The organism is Streptomyces sp. NPDC048643 (assembly GCF_040650615.1).
Classification (GTDB): Bacteria; Actinomycetota; Actinomycetes; order Streptomycetales; family Streptomycetaceae; genus Streptomyces.
Map to the genome: position 1 here is coordinate 43,664 of NZ_JBEZHO010000002.1, position 20,696 is coordinate 64,359.

A 20,696-nucleotide genomic window follows, 5' to 3' on the forward strand; every position below is an offset into this window, starting at 1 on the left:
CGGGCGTCACTGTCAGTGCCGTGGTGCACACTCGCGATCATTGGCCGTACGCCTGGGGAGGACGCCGTGTTCAGGGGGATCGACGAGGTCGACTGGGCCTCGATGGAGCATGCCTACGGAAGCGCCGCGGACGTGCCGGAGCTGCTGCGGGGCCTGGCCTCGCAGCACCCCCATGAGCGTGAGGCGGCGCTGGACGGGATGTACGGGGCGGTGCACCACCAGGGCGACGTGTACGACTCGACGCTCGCGTGCATCCCCTTCCTCTTCGCCCTCGTCCGGCACACCGGGCTTCCGGACCGTGGCGGCATCGTGGAGTTGCTCGCCAGCATCGGCGGAGGGGACGTCGACGACGAGCCCGCGGAGGCCGGCGGCGAGGGGGCCGGCGGTTCCCGCGTGGGCGAAGACCCGGCCGACCCGGACACGGAGGATCGGGCCGACGACAACTACGCCGTGGCGCGGGTCGCGATCCGGTCGGGCGCCGCGGTCTTCCTGGATCTCATGACGGACCGGGACCCCGAGGTGCGGCGCGCCGTGCCGACGGCGCTCGTGCGGTTCTCCGGGGCACCCGACCGCGTACTGACCCTGCTGATCGGGCAGTTGACGGACGAACACGACGACGGCGTCCGCCTCGCCCTGGTCGAGGGTCTCGGGCTGTTCGCCCGGCTGCACCCGGGCCTCTCCACCCCGGCCGTCGACCTGCTGGCCTCGCTCTGTGCCGCGCCTCACGAACCGGGGCTGCGGCTCGCCGCGCTCGGGCAGCTGGCCCTGTGCGCCCCCGACCGGTTGCCGGCCGACCTCGTGAGCACGGTCGTGGAGCTGCTCCACACCAGGTCGCGGCACTTCCGACCGTCGGGAGAGCCCACCCGGACGTCCACCGACACGCTCCTCGGCCGGCTGCGCCGCATGCGCCCGGCGGACGAGGAGGGCGCCCAGTTGCTCCGGACGCTGCACACCGCGCTGGGCGCCCGAACCGAAGACCGGATCGCCCTGCTCAAGGGACAGTTGAGCAGCACCGACACCGCCGACCGGTGCAACGCCGTCTGGATGTCGGCGGGGCTGTTCCGCGAATGGCGGGCCGCCTACGCGGAGCCGGTCGCGCTGATCGGTGAGCAACTGGTCTCGGACGAGGAGCAGTTGCGGCAGGCAGCCGTGTCCGTCCTGGAGTTCCTCTTCATCCTGGCGGAACCGGCGGCCGACCGCCTCGCCGCCCTCGTCGCGTCGGACCCTGACTCCTGGGGGCGCGGCAGGGCCACGCTGGGCGGCCCGCTCAGGGCGCTCGCCCGCACGGGGGACGCGCGCGCGGTTCCGGCGCTCGCCGAGGTCCTGCGGCAACCGTTCGTTCCGAACGAGACCGGTTACACCGTCCGGCACCTCGGCCCGGCCGGCGCCCCCCTGGCACCGCTGCTGCGGGAGCGACTGGCCGACGTCCCGCTCGACGACGCCGATACGTTCAGCCGGGCCGCTCCCCTGCTGTCCGCCCTCGGCGCCCTGCGGTACGCCGACGCCGTCCCGGAGGTGCTGCGGCTGTTGCACGGCACCCCACGTGACCTGCGTCTGCGGGACTCCCTCGTGCGGGCGCTGACCGAAACCCTCATCGCGTTCGGACCGGCCGCGCGCGAGGCGATACCCGCGCTGCGGGAGCTGCTGAGCGGCGAGAGCGCGGTGGCCGCCGCCGCCGCGCTCTGGGCCGTCGAGGGTGACGCGGAGACCGTCCTCCCACCGCTGCTGCGAGCGCTGGCCACCCCGGAACCCGCGGGCGACTCACGGACGGCCGTCTCCGCCCTGGCCCGCATGGGCCCCGCCGCGAGGGCAGCGCTTCCCCGGCTGCGGGACCTGACGGACTCCGCCGACCTGTGGGAGCGGACGGCGGCGGCCTGCGCCTTCTGGGACATCGCCGCCGATCCGACGCCGGTCCTGCCGGTGTTCCGCGACGCCTGGCGCCAGAACCCGTACGCCCGCGGCACCATCACCGCCTGCCTCGTCCGCATGGGTGACGCCGGCATCCCGGCCCACGACCTGGTCACCACGGAACTGGCCACCCCCCGCCGCCACCGAGCCCGCTCCGGCGGCTACGGCAGCCACGACGTCCTGGAGGACGAGACCTTGCTGCGGGACTGCCGGGCGGTGTTGGAGGGGTCGTAGGTGGGGGCCTCGACGGGCGGAGGCGGGCCGTGGGCCGCGTGCGCGGCGGCGGCGGGGCGGCCTTGCAGGCGGGCCCAACTGCGCGCGGGTCCGCGCCGCCGCGGGCGCCGTATGCCGGGGAGCGGCAGGCCTGTGCGTGGAGTGTCGGCGCGGGGTCTTCGTGGTGCGGGGAGCCCGGGAGGGCGTGGCGGGGACGGTCAGCTCGTCGTGCGGCCCCAGAGGGGGCCGATCCGCTGCCATTCCCTGTCCCACTGGTCCATGCGGCGCCGTTCCAGGCGAGTGCGGACGAGGCGGCCGGTGACGAAGGGGATGCCTGCCGCGCTCACGCCGACCAGGCCGCCGACCAAGGAGGCCCGGACGCGGGCCTGGACAACCGTGGCGGGTCGGCTGACGAGGCGGCCCTCGCGGTCGGTCCACACCGCCACCGGGGTACCCGCCGCACTGCCCGCGTGGACCCGGACCTGCCCGGAACGGAGCGCGCCGTCCGCCGTGGTCCAGCGGGCCGGCGCCCACACGACGCGAGCGCCGGACTCGGTCGCGCTCACGGGCGGCACGTCCTCGGTGAGCCGGGCGGTCACGGCGTGCCAGGCCGCCCGCTGCCGGGCGAGACCGTCCTCGACGGCCTGGGTGGCCGCGAGTCCGGTGACCACTCCGCCGAACACGGTGAACACCCAGGCGACGAGGAGGACCCAGCTCTCCAGGGCATCGCTGCGCCGCCGCAGCGGGTTGCGTCGCCACCGCCACAGCCACCTCTTCGGACCACGGAATGCCGCCATCAAGGGCATCCTCCTCACCACCGCGCCGACCCGCCACATCTCCCTCCCTTACGCGCCCGCTCCCCTCGATGCTCACGCGTTCGGGTCCGCTCGTCGGCCCCGGGTCCGTCGGGCCGCGCGGAGAGCCGTCCCCGGACCGGCCTCGGGGGTCCTTCGCGGGACGCCGACGCGACCCGTCCGACCAGCGCGGACGTGCGCGTCGCGGGTCGTTGTCGGTGCCGCGGTGCAGACTGGCCCGTAACGCAGACGACGAGGTCGCGGAGGTGACCGGACATGGTCGACGTACTTCTCACCGTGGGCACGCGAAAGGGCCTCTTCATCGGGCGGCGGCACGCCGGTGTCTGGGCGTTCGACGAGAGTCCGTACTTCAACGCGCAGGCCGTGTACTCGGTGGCGATCGACACCCGGGGCGACCGTCCGCGGCTGCTGGCGGGCGGGGACAGTGCCCACTGGGGTCCCTCCGTGTTCCACTCGGACGATCTCGGCCTGAGCTGGACCGAACCGGCGCGCCCCGCGGTGCGGTTCCCCAAGGAGACGGGGGCGTCGCTGGAGCGGGTGTGGCAACTGCATCCGGCGGCCGGCGAGCCCGACGTGGTGTACGCGGGGACGGAGCCGGCCGCGCTGTACCGCTCCACGGACCGGGGCGAGTCCTTCGAGCTCGTCCGTCCGCTGTGGGAGCACCCGACCCGTTCCCGGTGGGTGCCCGGCGGCGGTGGTGAGGGGCTGCACACGATCCTGACCGACGAGCGCGACCCGAAGTCCCTGACGGTCGCCGTCTCGACCGCCGGCGTGTTCCGCACCGGCGACGGCGGTGCGAGCTGGGAGCCCGCCAACTCCGGTGTCTCCGCGGTCTTCCTGCCGGACCCGGACCCCGAGTTCGGGCAGTGCGTGCACAAGGTCGCGCGCGACGCCGCGGACCCCGACCGCCTCTACCTCCAGAACCACTGGGGCGTGTACCGCAGTGACGACGCGGGCGGGCGGTGGACCGACATCGGCGCCGGCCTGCCGTCGACGTTCGGATTCGCCGCGGCCGCCCATCCGCACCGCGGCGACACGGCGTACGTCTTCCCGATCAACGCGGACGCGGACCGGGTCCCGGCCGGTCGGAGATGCCGCGTCTTCCGGACGTCGGACGCGGGGCGGAGCTGGGAGCCGCTCACGGCGGGGCTGCCCACGGAGGACCACTACGGCACGGTGCTGCGCGACGCCCTGTGCACGGACGACGCCGACCCGGCCGGCGTGTACTTCGGCAATCGCAACGGCGAGGTCTACGCGTCCGCGGACGACGGCGACTCCTGGGAGCAGCTCATCTCGCACCTGCCGGACGTCCTGTGCGTCCGCGCGGCGGTCATGGCCTGACGTCGGAAGGTCCCCGGCTCCGGGGGACGACAACGCCCCACGGGGAAGGGCACCTTGTCGGGCGAGGGTCCGATGTCGCGGCGAAACGGTCATCCGTGATCGGCCGACGGCACCGGTTGATCTCCGTCGCGGTTACGGCAGTAGGGTGACGCCGTGGCACCACGACCGTTGCACGAAATCGTCGAACCGGGCTGGGCGAAGGCCCTCGAACCCGTCGCCGGACGGATCGCCGAGATGGGCGACTTCCTGCGCGCGGAGATCGCCGCGGGACGCACCTATCTACCGGCCGGCGCGAACGTCCTGAGGGCGTTCCAGCAGCCCTTCGACGAGGTGCGCGTCCTCATCGTCGGGCAGGACCCGTACCCGACACCGGGACACGCGGTGGGCCTGTCGTTCTCGGTGGCTCCCGACGTACGTCCGCTCCCGCCGAGCCTGATCAACATCTACCGCGAGCTGACCACCGACCTGGGGCTCCCCCAGCCGTCCAACGGCGACCTCACCCCGTGGACGCGGCAGGGCGTGCTGTTGCTCAACAGGGCGCTCACCACGGCCCCCCGCAGCCCGGCCGCCCACCGCGGCAAGGGCTGGGAGGAGGTCACCGAGCAGGCGATCCGGGCGCTGGCCGCCCGCGGGCGCCCGCTGGTGTCGGTCCTGTGGGGCCGCGACGCCCGCAACCTCCGCCCTCTGCTGGGTGATCTGCCCTCGGTGGAGTCCTCGCACCCCTCGCCCATGTCGGCCGACCGCGGCTTCTTCGGGTCGCGTCCCTTCAGCCGTGCCAACGACCTGCTGGTCCGGCAGGGAGCCCAGCCGGTGGACTGGCGTCTGCCGTGACCTCCGGCGGTGGACGCGAGTCGCGGCAGGGCGCTGCGGGCCGTGCCGTCGTACTGGCCGTGGACTCGGGGGGTTCCGGGCTGCGCGCGGTCCTCGCGGCGCACGGGACGGTGTACGACCCCGGGATCGGCGCAGGTCAAGCAGGGCTCACGACCGCTCCGCCGATCGCGCTGAGTGAGCCCCTGACCTCCGGGGCACCGGTGCGCACCGGGCCGCGGGGGATCTCGGCCGGCCATCTGCTGGAGCAACTGCTGCCGATGGCGCGCCGGTTGATGGACGAGGCGGGTGCAGGGCGACTCGGGGCCGTGGCCGTCGGCGCGGCGGGCCTGGCGACGCTCGGTGACGAACTGCGGGACGAGCTGCCTGCCGCGCTGGAGCATGAACTCGGTGCAAGGCGGCTCGCGTTGGTGGCCGACGCGGTGACCGCGTACACCGGCGCGCTCGGTCCGCGGGCCGGTGCGGTGATCGCCGCGGGCACCGGCATGATCGCGATCGGGACCGACCTCACGTCGTGGCGCAGAGCCGACGGCTGGGGGCATCTGCTCGGCGACTGCGGCGGAGGCGCCTGGATCGGGCGAGCGGGCCTGGAAGCGGCTCTGCGGGCCTTCGACGGACGGCAGGGCGGTTCGACGGAGCTGCTGGCCGGGGCCGAGGAGATGTTCGGGCCGATGCCTGAGCTGCCGGGCCGTCTGTACCCGCGCACCGACCGGCCCGCCGTGCTCGCCTCCTTCGCACCGCAGGTCGCCGCCCGAGCCGGGATCGACCCGGTCGCCGCGGACATCCTGCGGTCCGCCGCACGGCACATGGCCGAGTCGGCTGCGGCCGCCTGCCCGGCCGGCGGCGAGCCGCTCCTCGCGCTCACCGGAGGTCTGTTCGGGATGGGCGAGCCGCTTCTCGCGCCGCTGCGCGAGGAGTTGGCCGCACGGGTGCCGCACGCGCGACTGGTGCCCGCCGCGGGCGACCCGCTCGGCGGGGCGCTCCGGATCGCCGTCGACCTGGCGGACGGCAGGCTCGCGCTCCCCCGGGACGACCGGATGTTGTACGTGGTGGCTGAAAAGCCCTATCCGGAAATCGATGCTCTGAATTCGGCGTAGGCCCGACAAGGGGATGAGTACCGATCACTTCTGATCGGTACGTAACTCATCAGACAAAAGCGGACGGATACCGCTCACCTGCACCCTCCCCGAACAGGGGAACCCCGGAAGCCAGTAACATGCGGCGCCATGAGCTCCCCCACTGGGCCCGCGTCCGGCCTGCCAGTACGAATGCCGCGACCCCGCCAGCCCGGGCGGCACCGCCGCCCGGAGCCCCTGGCGGCTCCCGAGGGCGCGCCCGCGCTCCTCCTCGCGGTGCCGGGCACCCCCAGCGCCGCCACGCGCAGCCTCGCCGAGGAGGTCGTGAGCATCGCGCGCTCCGAGCTTCCCGGCCTCGACGCCCGTATCGGGTACCTGGACGGGGACGACGAGTTCCCCTCGCTGCAGTCCGTGCTGGTCCACGCCTCCGAGGAGCGCTCCGCGCGCTTCGAGCAGGCCCGTGCCGCCGGTTCCGACGTGGCCGAGCCCGACGGGCCGGTCGCCATCGTCGTACCGCTGCTCGCCGGTCCGGACAACGCGCTGCTGCGCCGCGTCCGCCAGGCGGTCATGGAGAGTCGTGTCGCGGCCGAACTGACCGATGTCCTCGGCCCGCACCCGCTGCTCGCCGAGGCGCTGCACGTGCGGCTCTCCGAGGCCGGCCTGGCCCGCGCCGACCGCGCCCGCCTGTTCACCGTGGCGACCGCCGCGGACGGCATCGTGCTCGCCGCGGTGGGCGGCGAGGAGGCCGTTCAGGCGGCCGGCATCACCGGCATGCTGCTCGCCGCGCGGCTCGCGGTGCCCGTGATGGCGGCTGCGCTCGACGAGGAGGGCTCGATCGCGGCCATCGCCGAGGAGCTGCGCAACTCGGGTTCGCAGCAGCTCGCGCTGGCCCCGTACCTGATCGGTCCTGAGCTCGACCCGGGGCTGCTCGAAGCGGCGGCCAAGGAGGCCGGCTGCCACGCCGCCGAGGCCCTCGGCCCGTACCCGGCGATCGGCAAGCTCGCGCTGGCCCAGTACACGTCGGCGCTGGGTATCGCGCCGCCGCAGACCCAGGGCGCGCCGGTCCGCTGACCCGGCGCCCCACCCGTAGGTCCTCGTACGGCCCGTCCGGCTCGTGCGGCGAAGGGCCCGCTCCTGTGCCAGGAGCGGGCCCTTCCCGTGTCCATGGGGCGCCTTGGCGTCGTCGGGCCCGGGGTGCCGTGGGTCCTGTCGGTGGCCGTGTCCGGCACCCCGCGTCCCGCAGGCCGCCCCGTGCCGACGCGGTCGCTCAGCCGAAGACCACGCAGGACGCGGCGGGCGCCTCGACCGAGCCGCCGCGGCGCGGGACGCCCGTGTCCGGGTCGACGACGAACCAGGTCACGTCGCCGGAGCGCTCGTTCGCGGCGTACAGGAAGCGGCCCGAGGGGTCGACGGTCAGCGCGCGGGGCCAGACGCCGCCACAGGGCACCGTGGCGACCAGTCGGAGCCCCTCGCCCACCGCGTCGGGCGTGAGGACGGAGAGGACGTCCTGGCCGCGTGTGGCGGTCCACACGAAGCGGCCGTCGGGCGAGACGGCGATGCCCGACGGGAACGCATCACCGTCCGGGACACCGGACAGCACCGGCGTCTCGCCGACCGGACGCAGCGAGCCCTCGGCGGCGTCCCAGCGGCAGACGGTGACGGTCGGGGCGAGTTCGTTGAGGACGTAGGCGTGTTCGCCGCCCGGGTGGAACGCGAGGTGGCGCGGCCCGGAGCCGGGGCGCAGGGCGATCTCGCGGTGCACCGTGAGTTCCCCGCCGTCGAGGGCGCACACGCGGACGGAGTCCGTGCCGAGGTCGACACTCACCGCCCAGCGGCCGGTGGGGTCGGGCTGCACCTGGTGGGCGTGCGGGCCCTGCTGGCGCGGCGCGTACGGTCCCGAACCGGTGTGGCGGAGCACGCTGGAGGCGGACCCGGCGAGGCCGCCGCCGGGGCGGACGGGCACGACGGAGACGCTGCCGGAGCCGTAGTTGGCGGTCAGCACGTGTCCGTCGAAGAGGCTCAGGTACGTGGGGCCGCTGCCGCCGATCCGGGTCGGTGGGCCGGTCAGCTCCGGTTTGTCGGCGTGCACGCGGTAGGCCGCCACGGCGCCCTCGGCCGTCTCGCTGACGGCGTACAGGTGGTCCCCCGCGGGGGACACCGCCAGGTACGAGGGGTCGGGAACGCCGTCGACCGCGCTCAGGACGGTCAGCGCGCCGTTGTCCGGGTCCACGGCCGCGGTGAGGACACCGAGACCTCCCGCCGCCGTGAACGAGCCGATGTACGCCCTCTGTTGCCGCCTGCCGCCGCCTGTCACCGCTGTCCCCTCTCGGTCCCGCCTGCTCGGGGGGCGACGGTAGCAGCCGGGGTCCCGCGGTCTAGACCAGGGCCGCTGTACGGGCGCTCCCGGACGCCCGGTGTCCTGCCGGTGCGCATGCGGGAAACGGGTCGGGCTCGCACGCGGGAAACGGGTCGGGACGGCGCCCCCGCGGCCGGCGGCGCCGTTCGTCTCCGTGCGGACCGGCGGTGTCCGGGCCCACCCGATTCCGAGGCGCCCCACACCTGCCGCCTCACAAGTCGCCCGCTCCCCGGGCCCGTTCGAGCGCTTCCGGGTGGTGGACGTAGGCCGGGTTCCGTTCGACCGTCTCGTAGGTGCGGTGGAAGACCGGCGTGGCGCTGGCGGAGATCGGCGGCACGATCCACGACCAGTCGGCGCCCACCTGGCGGCCCTTGCGTTCCTCGCGGCCCAGGTGGGTGAGGAAGCGCCGGGACTCGGTGTGGTGGTCGGTGACGGTGACGCCGGCGCGGTCGAAGGAGTGCAGGACGGAACGGTTCAGCTCGACCAGGGCGCGGTCCTTCCACAGGGAGCGGTCGGTCCGGGTGTCGAGGCCGAGGCGCTCGGCGACGACGGGCAGCAGGTCGTACCGGTCGGTGTCGGCGAGGTTGCGGGCGCCGATCTCGGTGCCCATGTACCAGCCGTTGAAGGGCGCGGCGGGGTAGCAGATGCCACCGATCTCCAGGCACATGTCGGAGAGGGCGGGCACCGCGTGCCAACGCAGACCGAGCGAGCGCCACCAGGCGTGCTCCGGGTGCGTCAGCTCGACTTCGAGGACCGCGTCCTCGGGGAGCTCGAACCAGCGCGGCCGGGCGCCGGGCTCCTGAACCAGCAACGGCAGGACGTCGAAGGGGGTACCGGGGCCGCCGGGCCAGCCGAGCCGGCGGGCGGCGTCCGTGAGACCGGTGTTGCGCGGGTCGCCGGTCACCCCGCCGTCGGGGCGCGGGTAGCCGGCGTACCGGACGAGCTGTTCGTTCCAGATCCTGGGGGCGGGCCGGTCCGGCGCCTCGGGCGCGAAGACGGTGATGAGCGCCCGGATGCGGCCGTCGCGGGTGGCTTCGCGCAGGTGCTCCGCGCACTCCTCGGCGACCCCCTGCGCGTCCCGCACGTCCCTGCGGTCGCGCACGGTCAGCGAGTTCCAGTACAGCCGGCCGATGCAGCGGTTGGCGTTGCGCCAGGCGACCCGCGCGCCGAAGACGAGTTCGCTCGTGGTGTGCCGGTAGGTCCCCGAGTCCGCGATCTCCGCGCGGACGGCGGCGAGACGACCGGCCGGATCGCCGAGGCGCTCCTCGGCGTGGTGCAGGACGACGAACTCGGCGGCGGCGCGGAGCAGCTCGTGGAAGCCGGGCTCCGGCCGCTGCTGGACAAGGTCGGGAGCGGGTGCGGAAGTCGGTGCCGGATCGGTGCGGTACGTGTCCGTGCGCGCACCCGGGACGGTCCGGCCGCCCTCGGCGACGGGACAGCTCCGGGCCTCATGCGCGGGGCCTCCGGAGACTGGACGCCCCCGGAGTCCCGGGAGCGGTGTGGGCGGCACGGTGACCGGGCCGGTCAGCAGCCGGGCCATGGCGTCGAGCCGCGCGTGCAGGGTGCGGGTCCCGGTGGCCGCGCCGGGGCGGCGGGCGTCGAGCGGGACGACGGACACGGAGGCGCCTTCCGCATGTGGCGCGTCCGCGGGGGCTCCGGGCTCGTCGCCGTACCGGAGCCGTTCCAGCCAGCCGCCCGGCCCCTCGCCGCCGTGTGCCGGTGCCGGCCCGTCCGTGGCGTCCGGAGCGCCCACCGAGCCGCCGGCGCCCGTACCCCTCGTTTCGTCCCTGCCACCGGTGCCCGGACCGATCGGGCCGTCCGTGCCGCGCTCTTCGTGTCTGGTCCCGCGCGGGAAGTCGCGCATGGTGCCGCCCCCAAGAGATCCGCCCGCGGGCCGCTCCGGCACGGCCCGCGGTGTCCGTCCGATGGCCGCGGAGTTACCCGGCGGGTGTGCTGATCCACCCTGTACGTGGCCGGTAAATCTGCCCCATTCCGGGCATCGGTGTCCACCGAAACGGGACAGAACGCGAGGAGGCGCCGGGCGAGGGGGTGTCAGGCGCCGACAAGCCGGGAGCCCCGCAACGGCGTCGCCAGGTCGACGAGCGCCCGCTCCAGGCCGTGGAGATGGGCGAGCGCCTGCTCGGCCCCGGGGTGGTGTCCGGGAGCGCCGTGGTGGGCGTCCAGAACGCCTCCCGGCACCGCGCCGACCAGGGACTCCATCGCGATCTCGACCCGTCGGCAGGCCGCCGTGAGGCGGGCGTCGTGGGACGCGTCCGGATCGGCCGCGACGGCGGCGAGACCGCGTACCTCGCGGGCGCAGTCGTCGAGCAGGGCGAGCACCGCACGGGCCCGTGCCCTGCGTTCGCGCATCGGGTTGAGGGGGTGAACGAGGGGCGCGAGGGACATCCGCACGCGCCCCAGGAGTGCTTCGAGCTCCCCCGCACGCGGCGCGGGGTCGGCCTGCGCGTCGCCCGCCAGGCGCCGGGCCGCCGCCGCGGTGCACCCGTGCACGGCGTGCAGGGCCCGCTCGATCCACCGGTCGGTCACGGCGTGGGTCGTGATCGGCAGGACGAACGCCACCGCGAGGGCCGCGCCGAGCGCGCCGACGGCGGTCTCGGCGAACCGGAGCCCGAGCAGGCCCGGGTGGAGCACACCGAGCAGGCCGTACAGCAGGCCGGCCATGACGGTGACGAAGAACATCATCCAGCTGTACGACAGCGGCGCCGTGTAGAAGATCCCGAAGACGCACACGGCGACGAGCGCGGCGGTGGGCGCCGGCGCGCCGTGCAGCGGTACGGCGACCAGGAGTCCGGCCCCGATCCCGGCGACCGTGCCGAGGACCCGCCGGAAGCCGCGGACCAGCGTCTCACCGCGCGAGGCCGTGTTCACGAAGATCCACCAGGCGGTGCCGACGGCCCAGTACCAGCGGTCGTGCGAGAGCAACTGGCCGGCGACGAGTGCGAAGGCGCAGGCCGCGGTCGCCTGGAAGGCCTGGCGGGTGGCGGGGCGGGCGAGGCCGCGTCCGTCCAGCGGCGTCGGCGCCGCGGGCAGGGGGGTGCGCCGCTCCACGCACCAGGCGCCGAAGCGCACCGCCGAGGACGCCGCGAGCGACAGCACGACGGCCGCGTACAGCTGCGGGAGCTGGCCGGGCACGGCGTGCAGGAACTGGGTGGCGAAGAACATCATGAACGCGAAGATGCCGAGCGCGTGTCCGCGCGGCCCCCAGCGGCGGGCGTGGACCCCGACGAAGACGACGGCGAGCCAGCTCGCGTCGCGCAGCGTCGGCACGCCGTGCAGGGCGGTGGCGAGCGCGAGGACCGGCAGGCCGACGACCGGGAGCAGAGCGGTCGTGCCCGCCTGCCCACGGACCGTCGGGTCACCGACGGTGAACAGGGCGAGGAGCGCCGCGAGTCCGCCGGTGATGGACGCGGGGAGCGAGAGCCCGGCCAGCTCGCACAGGGTCACCGCCAAGCCGATCCCGAAGACCGCCCGGAGCGAGATCCGCAGCCGGAACAGTCCCGGGTCCGGAGCCATGAACATCTTCTTCACCGTCGGCTGCCCGCCCCCACTTCGCACTTCTGCACGGTTCGGTATGCGCGTCCGCGCATACGAAAGGCGCCGCGGGTCCGGTACGGCGACCTTGCCGTCCGGCGCTGCGCAGCGCCATGAATACACACAAGGTAAGCAGGCGCCCGCGAGTGGCTCAACCGGCTCGCCTTGGGCTGAGCCATTGGTACAGTCATGGCTGATCATTGTCGGCCACAGGGAGGCCAACGGACCATGGCCGTGGACGAACTGGACACGCGCATCCTGCGCCTGCTGCTGGAACAGCCGCGCACCAGCGTGCGCGAGTACGCCCGCATCCTCGGCGTCGCCCGCGGAACCCTCCAGGCCCGCCTGGACCGGCTGGAGCGGGACGGGGTGATCACCGGGACCGCGCCGGCGCTCTCGCCCGCGGCGCTCGGTCACCCGGTGCTCGCGTTCGTGCACATCGAGGTCACGCAGGGGCATCTCGACGACGTGGGCGATGCCCTCGCCGCCGTGCCGGAGATCATCGAGGCGTTCTCGATCACCGGTGGCGGCGATCTGATCACGCGTGTCGCCGCCCGCGACAACGCCCACCTGGAGGACGTGATCCAGGCGTTGATCAGCCTGCCCGGCGTGGTCCGCACCCGTACCGAGGTGGCGCTGCGCGAGCGCGTCCCGCACCGGCTGCTGCCGTTGGTGGAGTCGATCGGGCGAGCGTCCAAGGGCTGAGGCGACAGGGCGGCCGGGACGTCCTGCGGGCGGTTGGCATTCTGGACCGTATGAGCACTCTCGGCAGGATCTCGGTCATCTTCGATCTCGACGGAACGCTCGTGGACAGCGAACCGAACTACTTCGAAGCCGGGCGCCAGACCCTCGCCGGGCAGGGCGTCACGGACTTCACCTGGGCCGACCACGAGCGGTACGTCGGTATCAGCACCCAGGAGACCCTGGCGCTCTGGAAGGACCGCTACGGACTCACGGCACCGCTCGACGGCCTGCTCGCCGAGAAGAACCGCCGCTATCTGGAGCTGGCGCGCGCCTCCACGCACGTCTACCCGGAGATGCGCAGGTTCGTGGAACTGCTCGGCGCCGAGGGCGTCCCGATGGCCGTGGCCTCGGGTTCCTCACCCGAGGCGATCGAGGCCATCCTCACCGGGACGGGACTGGCCTCCCGCATGACGACCGTCGTCTCGGCCGACGAGGTCGCACACGGCAAGCCCGCTCCCGACGTCTTCCTGGAGGCGGCACGCCGGCTCGGCGCCGATCCGTCCGGCTGCGTGGTCCTGGAGGACGCGGCACCCGGGGCCACCGCGGCACACGCGGCCGGTATGCGCTGCGTCGCCGTTCCCTACGTCGCCGCGCAGGCCGACGACCCCGCCTTCGCCGAGGCCGGCCTCCTCTTCCGCGGCGGTCAGAGCGAGTTCACGGCACGCGCGGTGTACGACTGGCTCGCGGGCGAGGCCGGGCGGTCCTGAACGGGTGGGCCGGCCGTCCGGGCCCCGGGAGGGGTTCTCCGCCGCCCGCACCCGTCGGCGTCCGCGCAGGGTCGGTGCCCGCGCGGTCGGTTCCGGCAGTGTCGGCGCCCGCACACCCGCGCCGCCGAGCCCCCACCGGAAGTCTCGTCCGTGGACAGGTCAGCGACGGACGAGCACGGCGTGCGTGGCGGTGGGCGAACTGACGAGTTCGGCGACCCGGTAGCCGTCGACGCCGTCGCCGAGGTCGTCGAGCAGGCGCTCGCCGCCGCCCAGCAGCCGTGGGACGACGGCGAGATGCATCTCGTCGATGAGACCGGCACGCAGGTACTGCTGGACGGTGGACGGACCGCCACCGATCCGGACGTCCTTGCCCGCCGCCGCCTCGACCGCGCGGGCGAGCACCGTCTCGACGGGCTCGTCGGTGAAGTGGAAGGTCGTCCCGCCCTCCATCGTGACGGAGGGCCGCAGGTGATGCGTGTGCACGAAGACGTCGTGGTGGTACGGCGGGTTGGGACCCCACCAGCCCGTCCAGGACTCGTCCTCCCAGGGCCCGCGCCGGGGCCCGAACATGTTGCGGCCCATGATGGTCGCCCCGATGTTCTCCTCTCCGCGTGCCACGTACTCGACGTCGACACCGCCCTTGCCGTCCGCCAGATCGCGCATCGCGGCGAACATCCATTCGTGCATCCCGTCGAAGCCCTCGCCGAGGGGGTGCTCCAGCCGCTGGTGGGGACCGGCGGCGTAACCGTCCAGCGAGACGGTGATGTCGTGTACGCGCAGCTTCGCCATGTCGTGCTCCCAAGGTTGGCCGTTCCCCGCTCTCACCCGGGCGTCGAACGGGACGCGTCCGGATCGACGGTCGGATGCGGAAAGTTCTCGATCGACCGTGCCCGGCCCGCCGTGCGCGCGGCGATCACCGGGTCCGGCCCGGCGGTGCGCGGCTTCCCTGTCAGCGCGCCGCCGAGGGAGGCGGCAGGCGGAGCCCGGCGAGGTCCGGCGGGATGGGGGTGTCGGGGCGGAAGAACGGAGCGGCTTCCGCGTCGGCCGCGGTGGCCGGCGCGTCGGTCAGCCGGAACCGCTCCCGCAGCCGGCCGTAGAAGTCGGTCGGCCGCAGCCGGATGAGGCGGACCCGCTGCGGAGCCCGGAAGACCCCGATCCAGTCGCCCGGGTCGACCACGCCCCGCAGCTGGCCGTCGATGCTGACGGCGGCCTGGCCCGAGTGGGGCAGTACGCGCAGGGCGACGGGCTCGTCCGGCGCGGCCACCACGCTGCGGTTGAAGGTCATGTGGGGAGCGATCGGCGTGAAGACCACCGCGTCCATGTGCGGGGAGAGCACCGGACCGCCGGCGGCGAAGCTGTACGCCGTCGAACCCGTGGGCGTGGCGACGGCGAAGGCGTCCGCGGAGTAGGAGGCCAGCCGCCTTCCCGCCACGTAGACACCGACGCTGACCTGACGGTCCCGGGCCAGCTTCTCCAGGACGACGTCGTTCAGGGCCATGACGTCCAGGGCGACGCCCCAGCCGTCCCCCTCGGTCGTCTCGGGCCGGATCCGGGGCGGCGGCAGCGCGGGACCACGCCCGTAGTGGAGCAGGGACTCCATGCCCTCGGGGATCTCCAGGGCCCTGGACGCGCGCATGGTCAGGGTCATGCGCTCCTCGACCACCGCGTGACCGTCGTGGACGGAGTCCAGCGCCTCGGTGACGTCGGCCGCGGGCACCTCGGTGAGGAATCCGACCTTGCCGAGGTCGACGCCCAGCACACTGGCGTCGCTCTTGAGGGCGATCCGTGCACCGCGGAGGAAGGTGCCGTCACCACCCAGCGTGACGACGAGGTCCGGGTTTCCGGCCGCCTCGGCCTCCGCACGGCCGCCTCGGCGCTGGTGGTCCTTGGCCCACACGTCGATCTCGGTGCACCGGATGCCGCGCGCCTCGCACCAGTCGTGCACGGCGCGCGCGGCGTCGTCGGCCGCCGCCCGTCCCTGGTGGACGACCAGTCCGACGCGGTGTACGGCCACAACAACCTCCGGGTCCGGGAGTGAACACGATCTTTCCACGAATTACGCATTCCGGTACGGGGAGGCGGCGCGCGGGGGATTCGGGAACCCGGCACGGAATGCGGCGCCCGAAGGCGGGCGCGCACCGGGGCTGACCGTGCGCGCCGATCTCAACTTCGTTGACCGGCGGTCAACTTCAGCCACTCTGGCATCCGACCGAACATTGAACGACTATCGTTCCGAATTGACGTCTCCTGAGCGACAGATTCGGCTCGGAGATCTCGTCACGGCCACTTTCGGTCGGATAGCGCAATCACTCGATCGACCCCTTGGAAGGTACTTTCGTGATCAACAGCAATCACGGGACTGATTACGAGAGCATGCGGCTCGATCGCACCGGTCAGGCGAATGCGTTCGACGCCATCGGCGACCGCTACGACGAGGCCTTCCCGCACAAGGAGGGCCAGGTCGCAGCCGGCACCTGGCTGGTCGAGTCGCTCGACGCGGGGTCGCGGGTGCTGGACCTGGGATGCGGCACGGGGCTGCCGACCGCGCGCCAGCTGTCGGACGCCGGCCTCGACGTCACGGGCATCGACCTGTCCCCCGGCATGGTGAAACTCGCGGGCGAGTCCGTCCCCGAGGGCACGTTCCATCAGGCCGACATCGCGGACCTGCGGCCGGGCGGCCCCCGCGACCTCGGCCGCTTCGACGGTGTCGCCGCCTTCTTCTCGCTGCTGATGCTGCCCCGCGCCGAGATCCCCCTCGCGCTGCGGACCATCCGCCATCTGCTCGTCCCCGGGGGGCTGTTCGTCCTCTCGATGGTCGAGGCCGACGTGGACAACTTCGCGATCCCTTTCCTGGGGAACACGATCCGGGTGTCCGGCTATCTGCGGGAGGACCTGCACAAGGTCGTCGAGGCGGCGGGTTTCGAGATCGTCGACGAGACCTCGTACACCTACGCCCCCTCGGTGGCCGACGTCCCGCCGGAGGAGCAGGTCTTCCTCTGCTGCCGGCGGACTGACTGAGGAGGCCGGTCCGAGCCGCGGACCGCGCCACCCACCGGACGGGACAGAACGCGTGACCGAGCACCACATCGCCCATGAGGGCACTCCCCTGCCGCACGGCCTTTCCTCCTCCGCCGCGGTGACCGTCGCTCCTGCCGTGGCGGCGGCCGACGCGCCTGTCGCCGTGACCGGTCCGCCCGGCCTGACGACCGGCCCGCTCGCCACGGTGACCGAGGACGGCCTGCCGCAGACCGACCGCCTGCGGTATCTCGACGTCGCGACACGGCGGATCGCCCGCGGAATGGACCTGGACGAGACGCTCCGGGAGTTGCGACGGGCCGCCGTCCCCGCGTTCGCCGACGCCATCCACATCCATCTCGACGACCCGCTGCCGGTAGGGGCGGAACGGCCGGCGGCACCCGTCGTGCTGCGTCTGCACGACGGCGAGGCCCCGGACGCGCCGGTCACCGGGAGCGTGCCGGTGCCTCCGGCCGCCGATGGATCCCCGGGACCCGTGCTCCCCGAGATCGCCGAGCGTGTGGAGCCGGCCGGCGGCGGGCGTCTCGCGGAACTCTTGCTGGACGGGCGTCCCGCCTTCGGCGACGCACCGGGGAACGCGTCCGCCGTCGCCGAGCTGCTCGCGTCCGACGGGGACGCGTCGAGCGCGCTGCCGCCGGGCCACCGCCTGATCATCGCCCCGCTGCACGGCAGCCATCACGTCATGGGCACCGTCGTGCTGCTCCGGTGCGCGGACCGCCCGGCGTTCACCGGCGACGACCTGCTCGTCGCCTCGCAGCTGGCCACCCACACCGCGCTCGGGGTGCAGAAGGCGGTCATGTACGGCCACGAGGCCGCCGTGGCGGACACGCTGCAGCACACCATGCTCCCGTCGTCGCTGCCCGAACCCACCGGCGTACGCCTGGCCAGCCGCTATCTGCCCGCCTCAAAGACCGCCCAGGTCGGCGGCGACTGGTACGACGCGATCCCGCTGCCCGGCAACCGGGTCGCACTCGTCGTCGGCGACGTCATGGGGCACTCCATGACGTCCGCCGCGATCATGGGACAGCTGCGCACCATCGTGCAGACCCTCGCCGGTCTCGACCTGCCGCCCCACGAGGTGCTGCACCATCTCGACGAACAGGCCCAGCGTCTCGGCAGCGACCACATGGCGACCTGCCTCTACGCCATCTACGACCCGATATCGCACCGCCTGCTGATGGCGAACGCCGGTCACCCGCCCGCCGTGCTGCTGCACGAGGACGGCCGCGCCCAGGTGCTGGACGTCCCGCCCGGCGCCCCGATCGGGGTCGGCGGTGTCGTCTTCGAGTCGGTGGAGATGGCCGCGCCCACCGGGGCGACCCTGGTGCTGTACACGGACGGGCTGGTCGAGTCGCGGACCACCGACGTGGGGAGCGGCGTGGAGGAGCTGCGGCTCCGCCTGCAGTCCACCGTCGCGGGGCCCGCCTCACTGGAGACACTCTGCGACCACGTCCTCGGCACGCTCGGTCCGGGCACCCGGGACGACGACATCGCCCTGCTCACCGCCCGGTTCGAGGGCTTCCCGCCGGACAGCGTCGCGTACTGGTACCTGGCCCCTCATCCGATGACCGCGGGCCAGGCACGCCGGCTGATCCGCAGGGCCCTGCGCCGCTGGGGTCTGGACGCCCTGCTGGACCAGACGGAGCTGATGGTCAGCGAGGTCGTGACGAACGCCGTGCGCTTCGCCTCGCGGCCGATCTCGCTGCGGCTGCTGCGCACCGAGGTGCTGCGCTGCGAGGTGACCGACGACTCGCCGCTGGTGCCCCGGATGCGGGAGGCGGCGCCGGGCGCCGAGTGCGGCCGCGGTCTGTTCCTGGTCGACCAGCTCGCCCTGCGGTGGGGCGCGACGCGGCTGAGCAGCGGCAAGGTCGTCTGGTTCGAGCAGAAGATCCCGGCGAAGTAGCCGCGCGGGCGGACGCGTTCACGGAGGTGAGCGGGTGACCTCCTGCTCCGGCCACGGCTCGCACCGCCGTCCGACGCGGGCGCCGCAGCGGCCGCGTGTCCTGCCCAGGTCCGGCCGCGGCAGGCTCGTCAGGGGCCGCCGGATCGTCGTGTGGGGATCGTAGGACAATGATCGCCAACGTGCCGGTGGAGCCCAGCGGGGCCGGGCACGGTCCACGAAGGAGTCGAGGGTGAGCGACAGGGCAGCCGAAGCGACGGACCGGCGGGTCTTCGTCGACAAGCAGAGTCCGAAGGCCTATCACGCGCTGGTCGAGACGTCCGAGGCCGTCCGGGGCGTCGCCGCCGAAGCGGGCCTGGACCGCGTCCTCGTGGAACTGGTCAACCTCCGGGTGTCCCAGATCAACCGCTGCGCCTTCTGCCTGGACGTGCACACCCGGGCGGCGCTGCGGGCCGGCGACACGACCCGGCGGCTCGGCGTTCTGGCCGCGTGGCGCGACACCGAGCTCTTCACGGAACGGGAGCGTGCGGCGCTCGCCCTGGCCGAGGCGACCACCGAACCCGCGAACGGCGCCGCGCAGGACACGGCCTACGCCGCCGCCCGACGCGTCCTGTCGGACGACGAGATCTCCGCGGTGATCTGGGTGGCGATCACCATCAACGCCTTCAACCGGGTGTCCGTCCTGAGCCGGCATCCGGTGCGCCCCGCCCCCTGACGGCGCGCGGCAGCGCTCATCTCCGATCGAGATGACTGACATCCCGAACCATCGCATCCGGTGAGGAAGATCGAGCGGCGGCCGGGCGCTGGTGTCCTGTGACGGCTTCGAAGGGGATGCCGTCACCGCACAGCGTTCCCACCCGAGCCGGGCTTCCCCGGCCCGCCTTTCGAGAAGGTGCACATGTCCGCATCGTCCGACGTCCGGACCACCCGCCGCTCCGGAACGGCACAGGCCGCCTCCGGTGTGCCCGGCTGGCTGATCGCGCTGCTGGCCGTCGCCTCCGGGATGACGGTCGCCAACCTCTACTACGCCCAGCCCCTGCTCTCCTCGCTGAGCGACGTCTTCCACATCGGCACCTCGACGGCGGGAGCGCTCATCACGCTCACGCAGGTCGGCTACGTCCTCGGCATGCTCTTCCTGGTCCCGCTCGGCGACCGGCTGGAGAAGCGGAACCTGATCACGGCGCTGCTCACGGTCACCACGCTGGCGCTGGTGGCGGCGGGGCTCGCGACCAGCTTCCCCATGCTGCTGATCGCCTCGCTGGTCAGCGGAGCCACCTCGGTCGTCGCCCAGATCCTGGTGCCCTTCGCCGCGAGCCTCGCGCCCGACCACGCCCGCGGCCGCGTCGTCGGCCGGGTGATGAGCGGTCTGCTCACCGGCATCCTGCTCTCCCGTACCTTGAGCAGCCTCGTCTCTGACGTGGCCGGGTGGCGGGTCGTCTTCCTCGGTTCAGCCGTCCTGATGGCCCTGTTGGCCGTGGCGCTGCGTGTCGCCCTGCCCGAGCACGCCCCGACCACGACGATCCCCTACCACCACGTCCTGCGCTCCACGCTCCGTCTGGTGCGCACCCACCCGGTGCTGCTGCGCCGGGGGCTGTACCAGGCGGCGATGTTCGGAGCGTTCAGCGCCTTCTGGACGACGGTCTCCTTCGTGCTGACCGGTCCCCGCTTCCACTACTCCCCCGTCGGCGTGGGGGTGTTCGCGCTGGTCGGTGCCGCGGGCGCGGCCGTCGCCCCGTTCGCGGGCCGGTGGGCCGACCGAGGGCTGGTCCGTCCGATGACGGGGGCCGCCTTCGTGGTCGCCGCGCTGGCCTTCGCGGTCGCGGGCTTCGGCGGCCACAGCGTCGTCCTGATCGCCGTGGCGGCGGTCCTGGTCGACATGGCCGTGCAGACCACGCTGATCCTCGGCCAGCACACCATCTACCAGCTCGACGCGGACGCGCGGGCCCGGCTCAACAGCGCCTTCATCGCGACGTTCTTCGTGGGAGGCGCACTCGGTTCGCAGCTCGGCTCGATGGTCTACCACGCCGGCGGCTGGACGGCCCTGACGCTCCTGGGTGCGGCGCTTCCGCTCCTCGCACTCCTCTACTGGACCACCGAGCGCGGCCACCGCACGGCGGGCTGAGCGAGCATGACGCGGCGTCATATACGCCCGCGACAGCATGTGTCGGAGCCGGCGGCCCCTGGGGCTGCCGGCTCCGACGCGTTCCGGGAAGTACGGCC

The 20,696-nt window shown here is 73.7% G+C and carries 17 protein-coding genes; 11 read left to right on the forward strand and 6 right to left on the reverse strand.

Going from position 1 to position 20,696, the window contains the following annotated elements:
* Window positions 1-66: 66 nt before the first annotated feature.
* The gene (locus AB0C62_RS02080; protein WP_362969162.1) at window positions 67-2,142 is read left to right on the forward strand and encodes a HEAT repeat domain-containing protein; all 2,076 of its coding nucleotides are present in this window, start codon (window positions 67-69) and stop codon (window positions 2,140-2,142) included.
* A gap of 197 nt (window positions 2,143-2,339) precedes the next feature.
* Here the strand turns inward: AB0C62_RS02080 and AB0C62_RS02085 are convergent, their stop codons facing one another.
* Complete coding sequence (locus AB0C62_RS02085) at window positions 2,340-2,918, reverse strand: hypothetical protein (RefSeq protein ID WP_362969163.1); 579 nt, start codon at window positions 2,916-2,918, stop codon at window positions 2,340-2,342.
* Between the two features lie 273 nt (window positions 2,919-3,191).
* Between AB0C62_RS02085 and AB0C62_RS02090 the strand changes: the two genes are divergently transcribed.
* The 4 genes from AB0C62_RS02090 to AB0C62_RS02105 all read left to right on the forward strand — a co-directional run bounded on the left by AB0C62_RS02090 (window position 3,192) and on the right by AB0C62_RS02105 (window position 7,252).
* Window positions 3,192-4,277: an exo-alpha-sialidase gene (locus AB0C62_RS02090; protein WP_362969164.1), complete on the forward strand. Its 1,086-nt coding sequence runs from the start codon at window positions 3,192-3,194 to the stop codon at window positions 4,275-4,277.
* A gap of 153 nt (window positions 4,278-4,430) precedes the next feature.
* Window positions 4,431-5,108: a uracil-DNA glycosylase gene (locus AB0C62_RS02095; RefSeq protein ID WP_362969165.1), complete on the forward strand. Its 678-nt coding sequence runs from the start codon at window positions 4,431-4,433 to the stop codon at window positions 5,106-5,108.
* Window positions 5,105-6,202, forward strand: a complete 1,098-nt coding sequence (locus AB0C62_RS02100) for a BadF/BadG/BcrA/BcrD ATPase family protein (protein WP_362969166.1) — start codon at window positions 5,105-5,107, stop codon at window positions 6,200-6,202. Before AB0C62_RS02095 ends, AB0C62_RS02100 begins: the two co-directional genes overlap by 4 nt.
* 129 nt (window positions 6,203-6,331) lie before the next feature.
* Window positions 6,332-7,252, forward strand: a complete 921-nt coding sequence (locus AB0C62_RS02105; protein ID WP_362969167.1) for a hypothetical protein — start codon at window positions 6,332-6,334, stop codon at window positions 7,250-7,252.
* A gap of 196 nt (window positions 7,253-7,448) precedes the next feature.
* Here AB0C62_RS02105 and AB0C62_RS02110 read toward each other — a convergent pair whose 3' ends face one another.
* From AB0C62_RS02110 to AB0C62_RS02120, 3 genes are all read right to left on the reverse strand, one after another.
* Window positions 7,449-8,495 (reverse strand): lactonase family protein, encoded by a 1,047-nt coding sequence (locus AB0C62_RS02110; protein ID WP_362969168.1) that lies wholly within the window; start codon window positions 8,493-8,495, stop codon window positions 7,449-7,451.
* Between the two features lie 253 nt (window positions 8,496-8,748).
* A complete protein-coding gene (locus AB0C62_RS02115; protein WP_362969457.1) occupies window positions 8,749-9,816 on the reverse strand; it encodes a nitric oxide synthase oxygenase in 1,068 nt (355 codons plus the stop codon).
* A gap of 773 nt (window positions 9,817-10,589) precedes the next feature.
* Window positions 10,590-12,077, reverse strand: a complete 1,488-nt coding sequence (locus tag AB0C62_RS02120) for an FUSC family protein (RefSeq protein WP_362969458.1) — start codon at window positions 12,075-12,077, stop codon at window positions 10,590-10,592.
* Window positions 12,078-12,317: 240 nt separating this feature from the next.
* On the opposite strand from AB0C62_RS02120, the gene AB0C62_RS02125 reads away from it, so the two are divergent.
* Window positions 12,318-12,794 (forward strand): Lrp/AsnC family transcriptional regulator, encoded by a 477-nt coding sequence (locus AB0C62_RS02125; RefSeq protein WP_362969169.1) that lies wholly within the window; start codon window positions 12,318-12,320, stop codon window positions 12,792-12,794.
* Between the two features lie 50 nt (window positions 12,795-12,844).
* Window positions 12,845-13,540, forward strand: a complete 696-nt coding sequence (locus tag AB0C62_RS02130) for an HAD-IA family hydrolase (protein ID WP_362969170.1) — start codon at window positions 12,845-12,847, stop codon at window positions 13,538-13,540.
* 159 nt (window positions 13,541-13,699) lie between these two features.
* On the opposite strand, the gene AB0C62_RS02135 is transcribed toward AB0C62_RS02130, so the two are convergent.
* Together AB0C62_RS02135 and AB0C62_RS02140 are read right to left on the reverse strand one after the other, a co-directional pair.
* Window positions 13,700-14,329 (reverse strand): dihydrofolate reductase family protein, encoded by a 630-nt coding sequence (locus AB0C62_RS02135; RefSeq protein ID WP_362969171.1) that lies wholly within the window; start codon window positions 14,327-14,329, stop codon window positions 13,700-13,702.
* Window positions 14,330-14,489: 160 nt separating this feature from the next.
* A complete protein-coding gene (locus AB0C62_RS02140) occupies window positions 14,490-15,554 on the reverse strand; it encodes an NAD(+)/NADH kinase (protein WP_362969172.1) in 1,065 nt (354 codons plus the stop codon).
* Window positions 15,555-15,877: 323 nt separating this feature from the next.
* Between AB0C62_RS02140 and AB0C62_RS02145 the strand changes: the two genes are divergently transcribed.
* The 4 genes from AB0C62_RS02145 to AB0C62_RS02160 all read left to right on the forward strand — a co-directional run bounded on the left by AB0C62_RS02145 (window position 15,878) and on the right by AB0C62_RS02160 (window position 20,598).
* The gene (locus AB0C62_RS02145; RefSeq protein WP_362969173.1) at window positions 15,878-16,558 is read left to right on the forward strand and encodes a class I SAM-dependent methyltransferase; all 681 of its coding nucleotides are present in this window, start codon (window positions 15,878-15,880) and stop codon (window positions 16,556-16,558) included.
* Window positions 16,559-16,739: 181 nt separating this feature from the next.
* Entirely contained in the window at window positions 16,740-18,479 is a 1,740-nt protein-coding gene (locus AB0C62_RS02150; protein ID WP_362969459.1) for a SpoIIE family protein phosphatase, read from the forward strand.
* Between the two features lie 229 nt (window positions 18,480-18,708).
* Complete coding sequence (locus tag AB0C62_RS02155) at window positions 18,709-19,191, forward strand: carboxymuconolactone decarboxylase family protein (RefSeq protein WP_362969174.1); 483 nt, start codon at window positions 18,709-18,711, stop codon at window positions 19,189-19,191.
* Between the two features lie 183 nt (window positions 19,192-19,374).
* Window positions 19,375-20,598, forward strand: coding sequence for an MFS transporter (locus tag AB0C62_RS02160; RefSeq protein ID WP_362969175.1), 1,224 nt, complete (start codon window positions 19,375-19,377; stop codon window positions 20,596-20,598).
* Window positions 20,599-20,696 lie beyond the last annotated feature (98 nt).

Bases quoted from the DNA above. Each gene is read 5' to 3' on its own strand.
- AB0C62_RS02085 (WP_362969163.1), bottom strand. From the start codon at position 2,918: ATGGCGGCATTCCGTGGTCCGAAGAGGTGGCTGTGGCGGTGGCGACGC.
- AB0C62_RS02090 (WP_362969164.1), top strand. From the start codon at position 3,192: ATGGTCGACGTACTTCTCACCGTGGGCACGCGAAAGGGCCTCTTCATC.
- AB0C62_RS02105 (WP_362969167.1), top strand. From the start codon at position 6,332: ATGAGCTCCCCCACTGGGCCCGCGTCCGGCCTGCCAGTACGAATGCCG.
- AB0C62_RS02120 (WP_362969458.1), bottom strand. From the start codon at position 12,077: ATGTTCATGGCTCCGGACCCGGGACTGTTCCGGCTGCGGATCTCGCTC.
- AB0C62_RS02125 (WP_362969169.1), top strand. From the start codon at position 12,318: ATGGCCGTGGACGAACTGGACACGCGCATCCTGCGCCTGCTGCTGGAA.
- AB0C62_RS02130 (WP_362969170.1), top strand. From the start codon at position 12,845: ATGAGCACTCTCGGCAGGATCTCGGTCATCTTCGATCTCGACGGAACG.
- AB0C62_RS02135 (WP_362969171.1), bottom strand. From the start codon at position 14,329: ATGGCGAAGCTGCGCGTACACGACATCACCGTCTCGCTGGACGGTTAC.
- AB0C62_RS02160 (WP_362969175.1), top strand. From the start codon at position 19,375: ATGTCCGCATCGTCCGACGTCCGGACCACCCGCCGCTCCGGAACGGCA.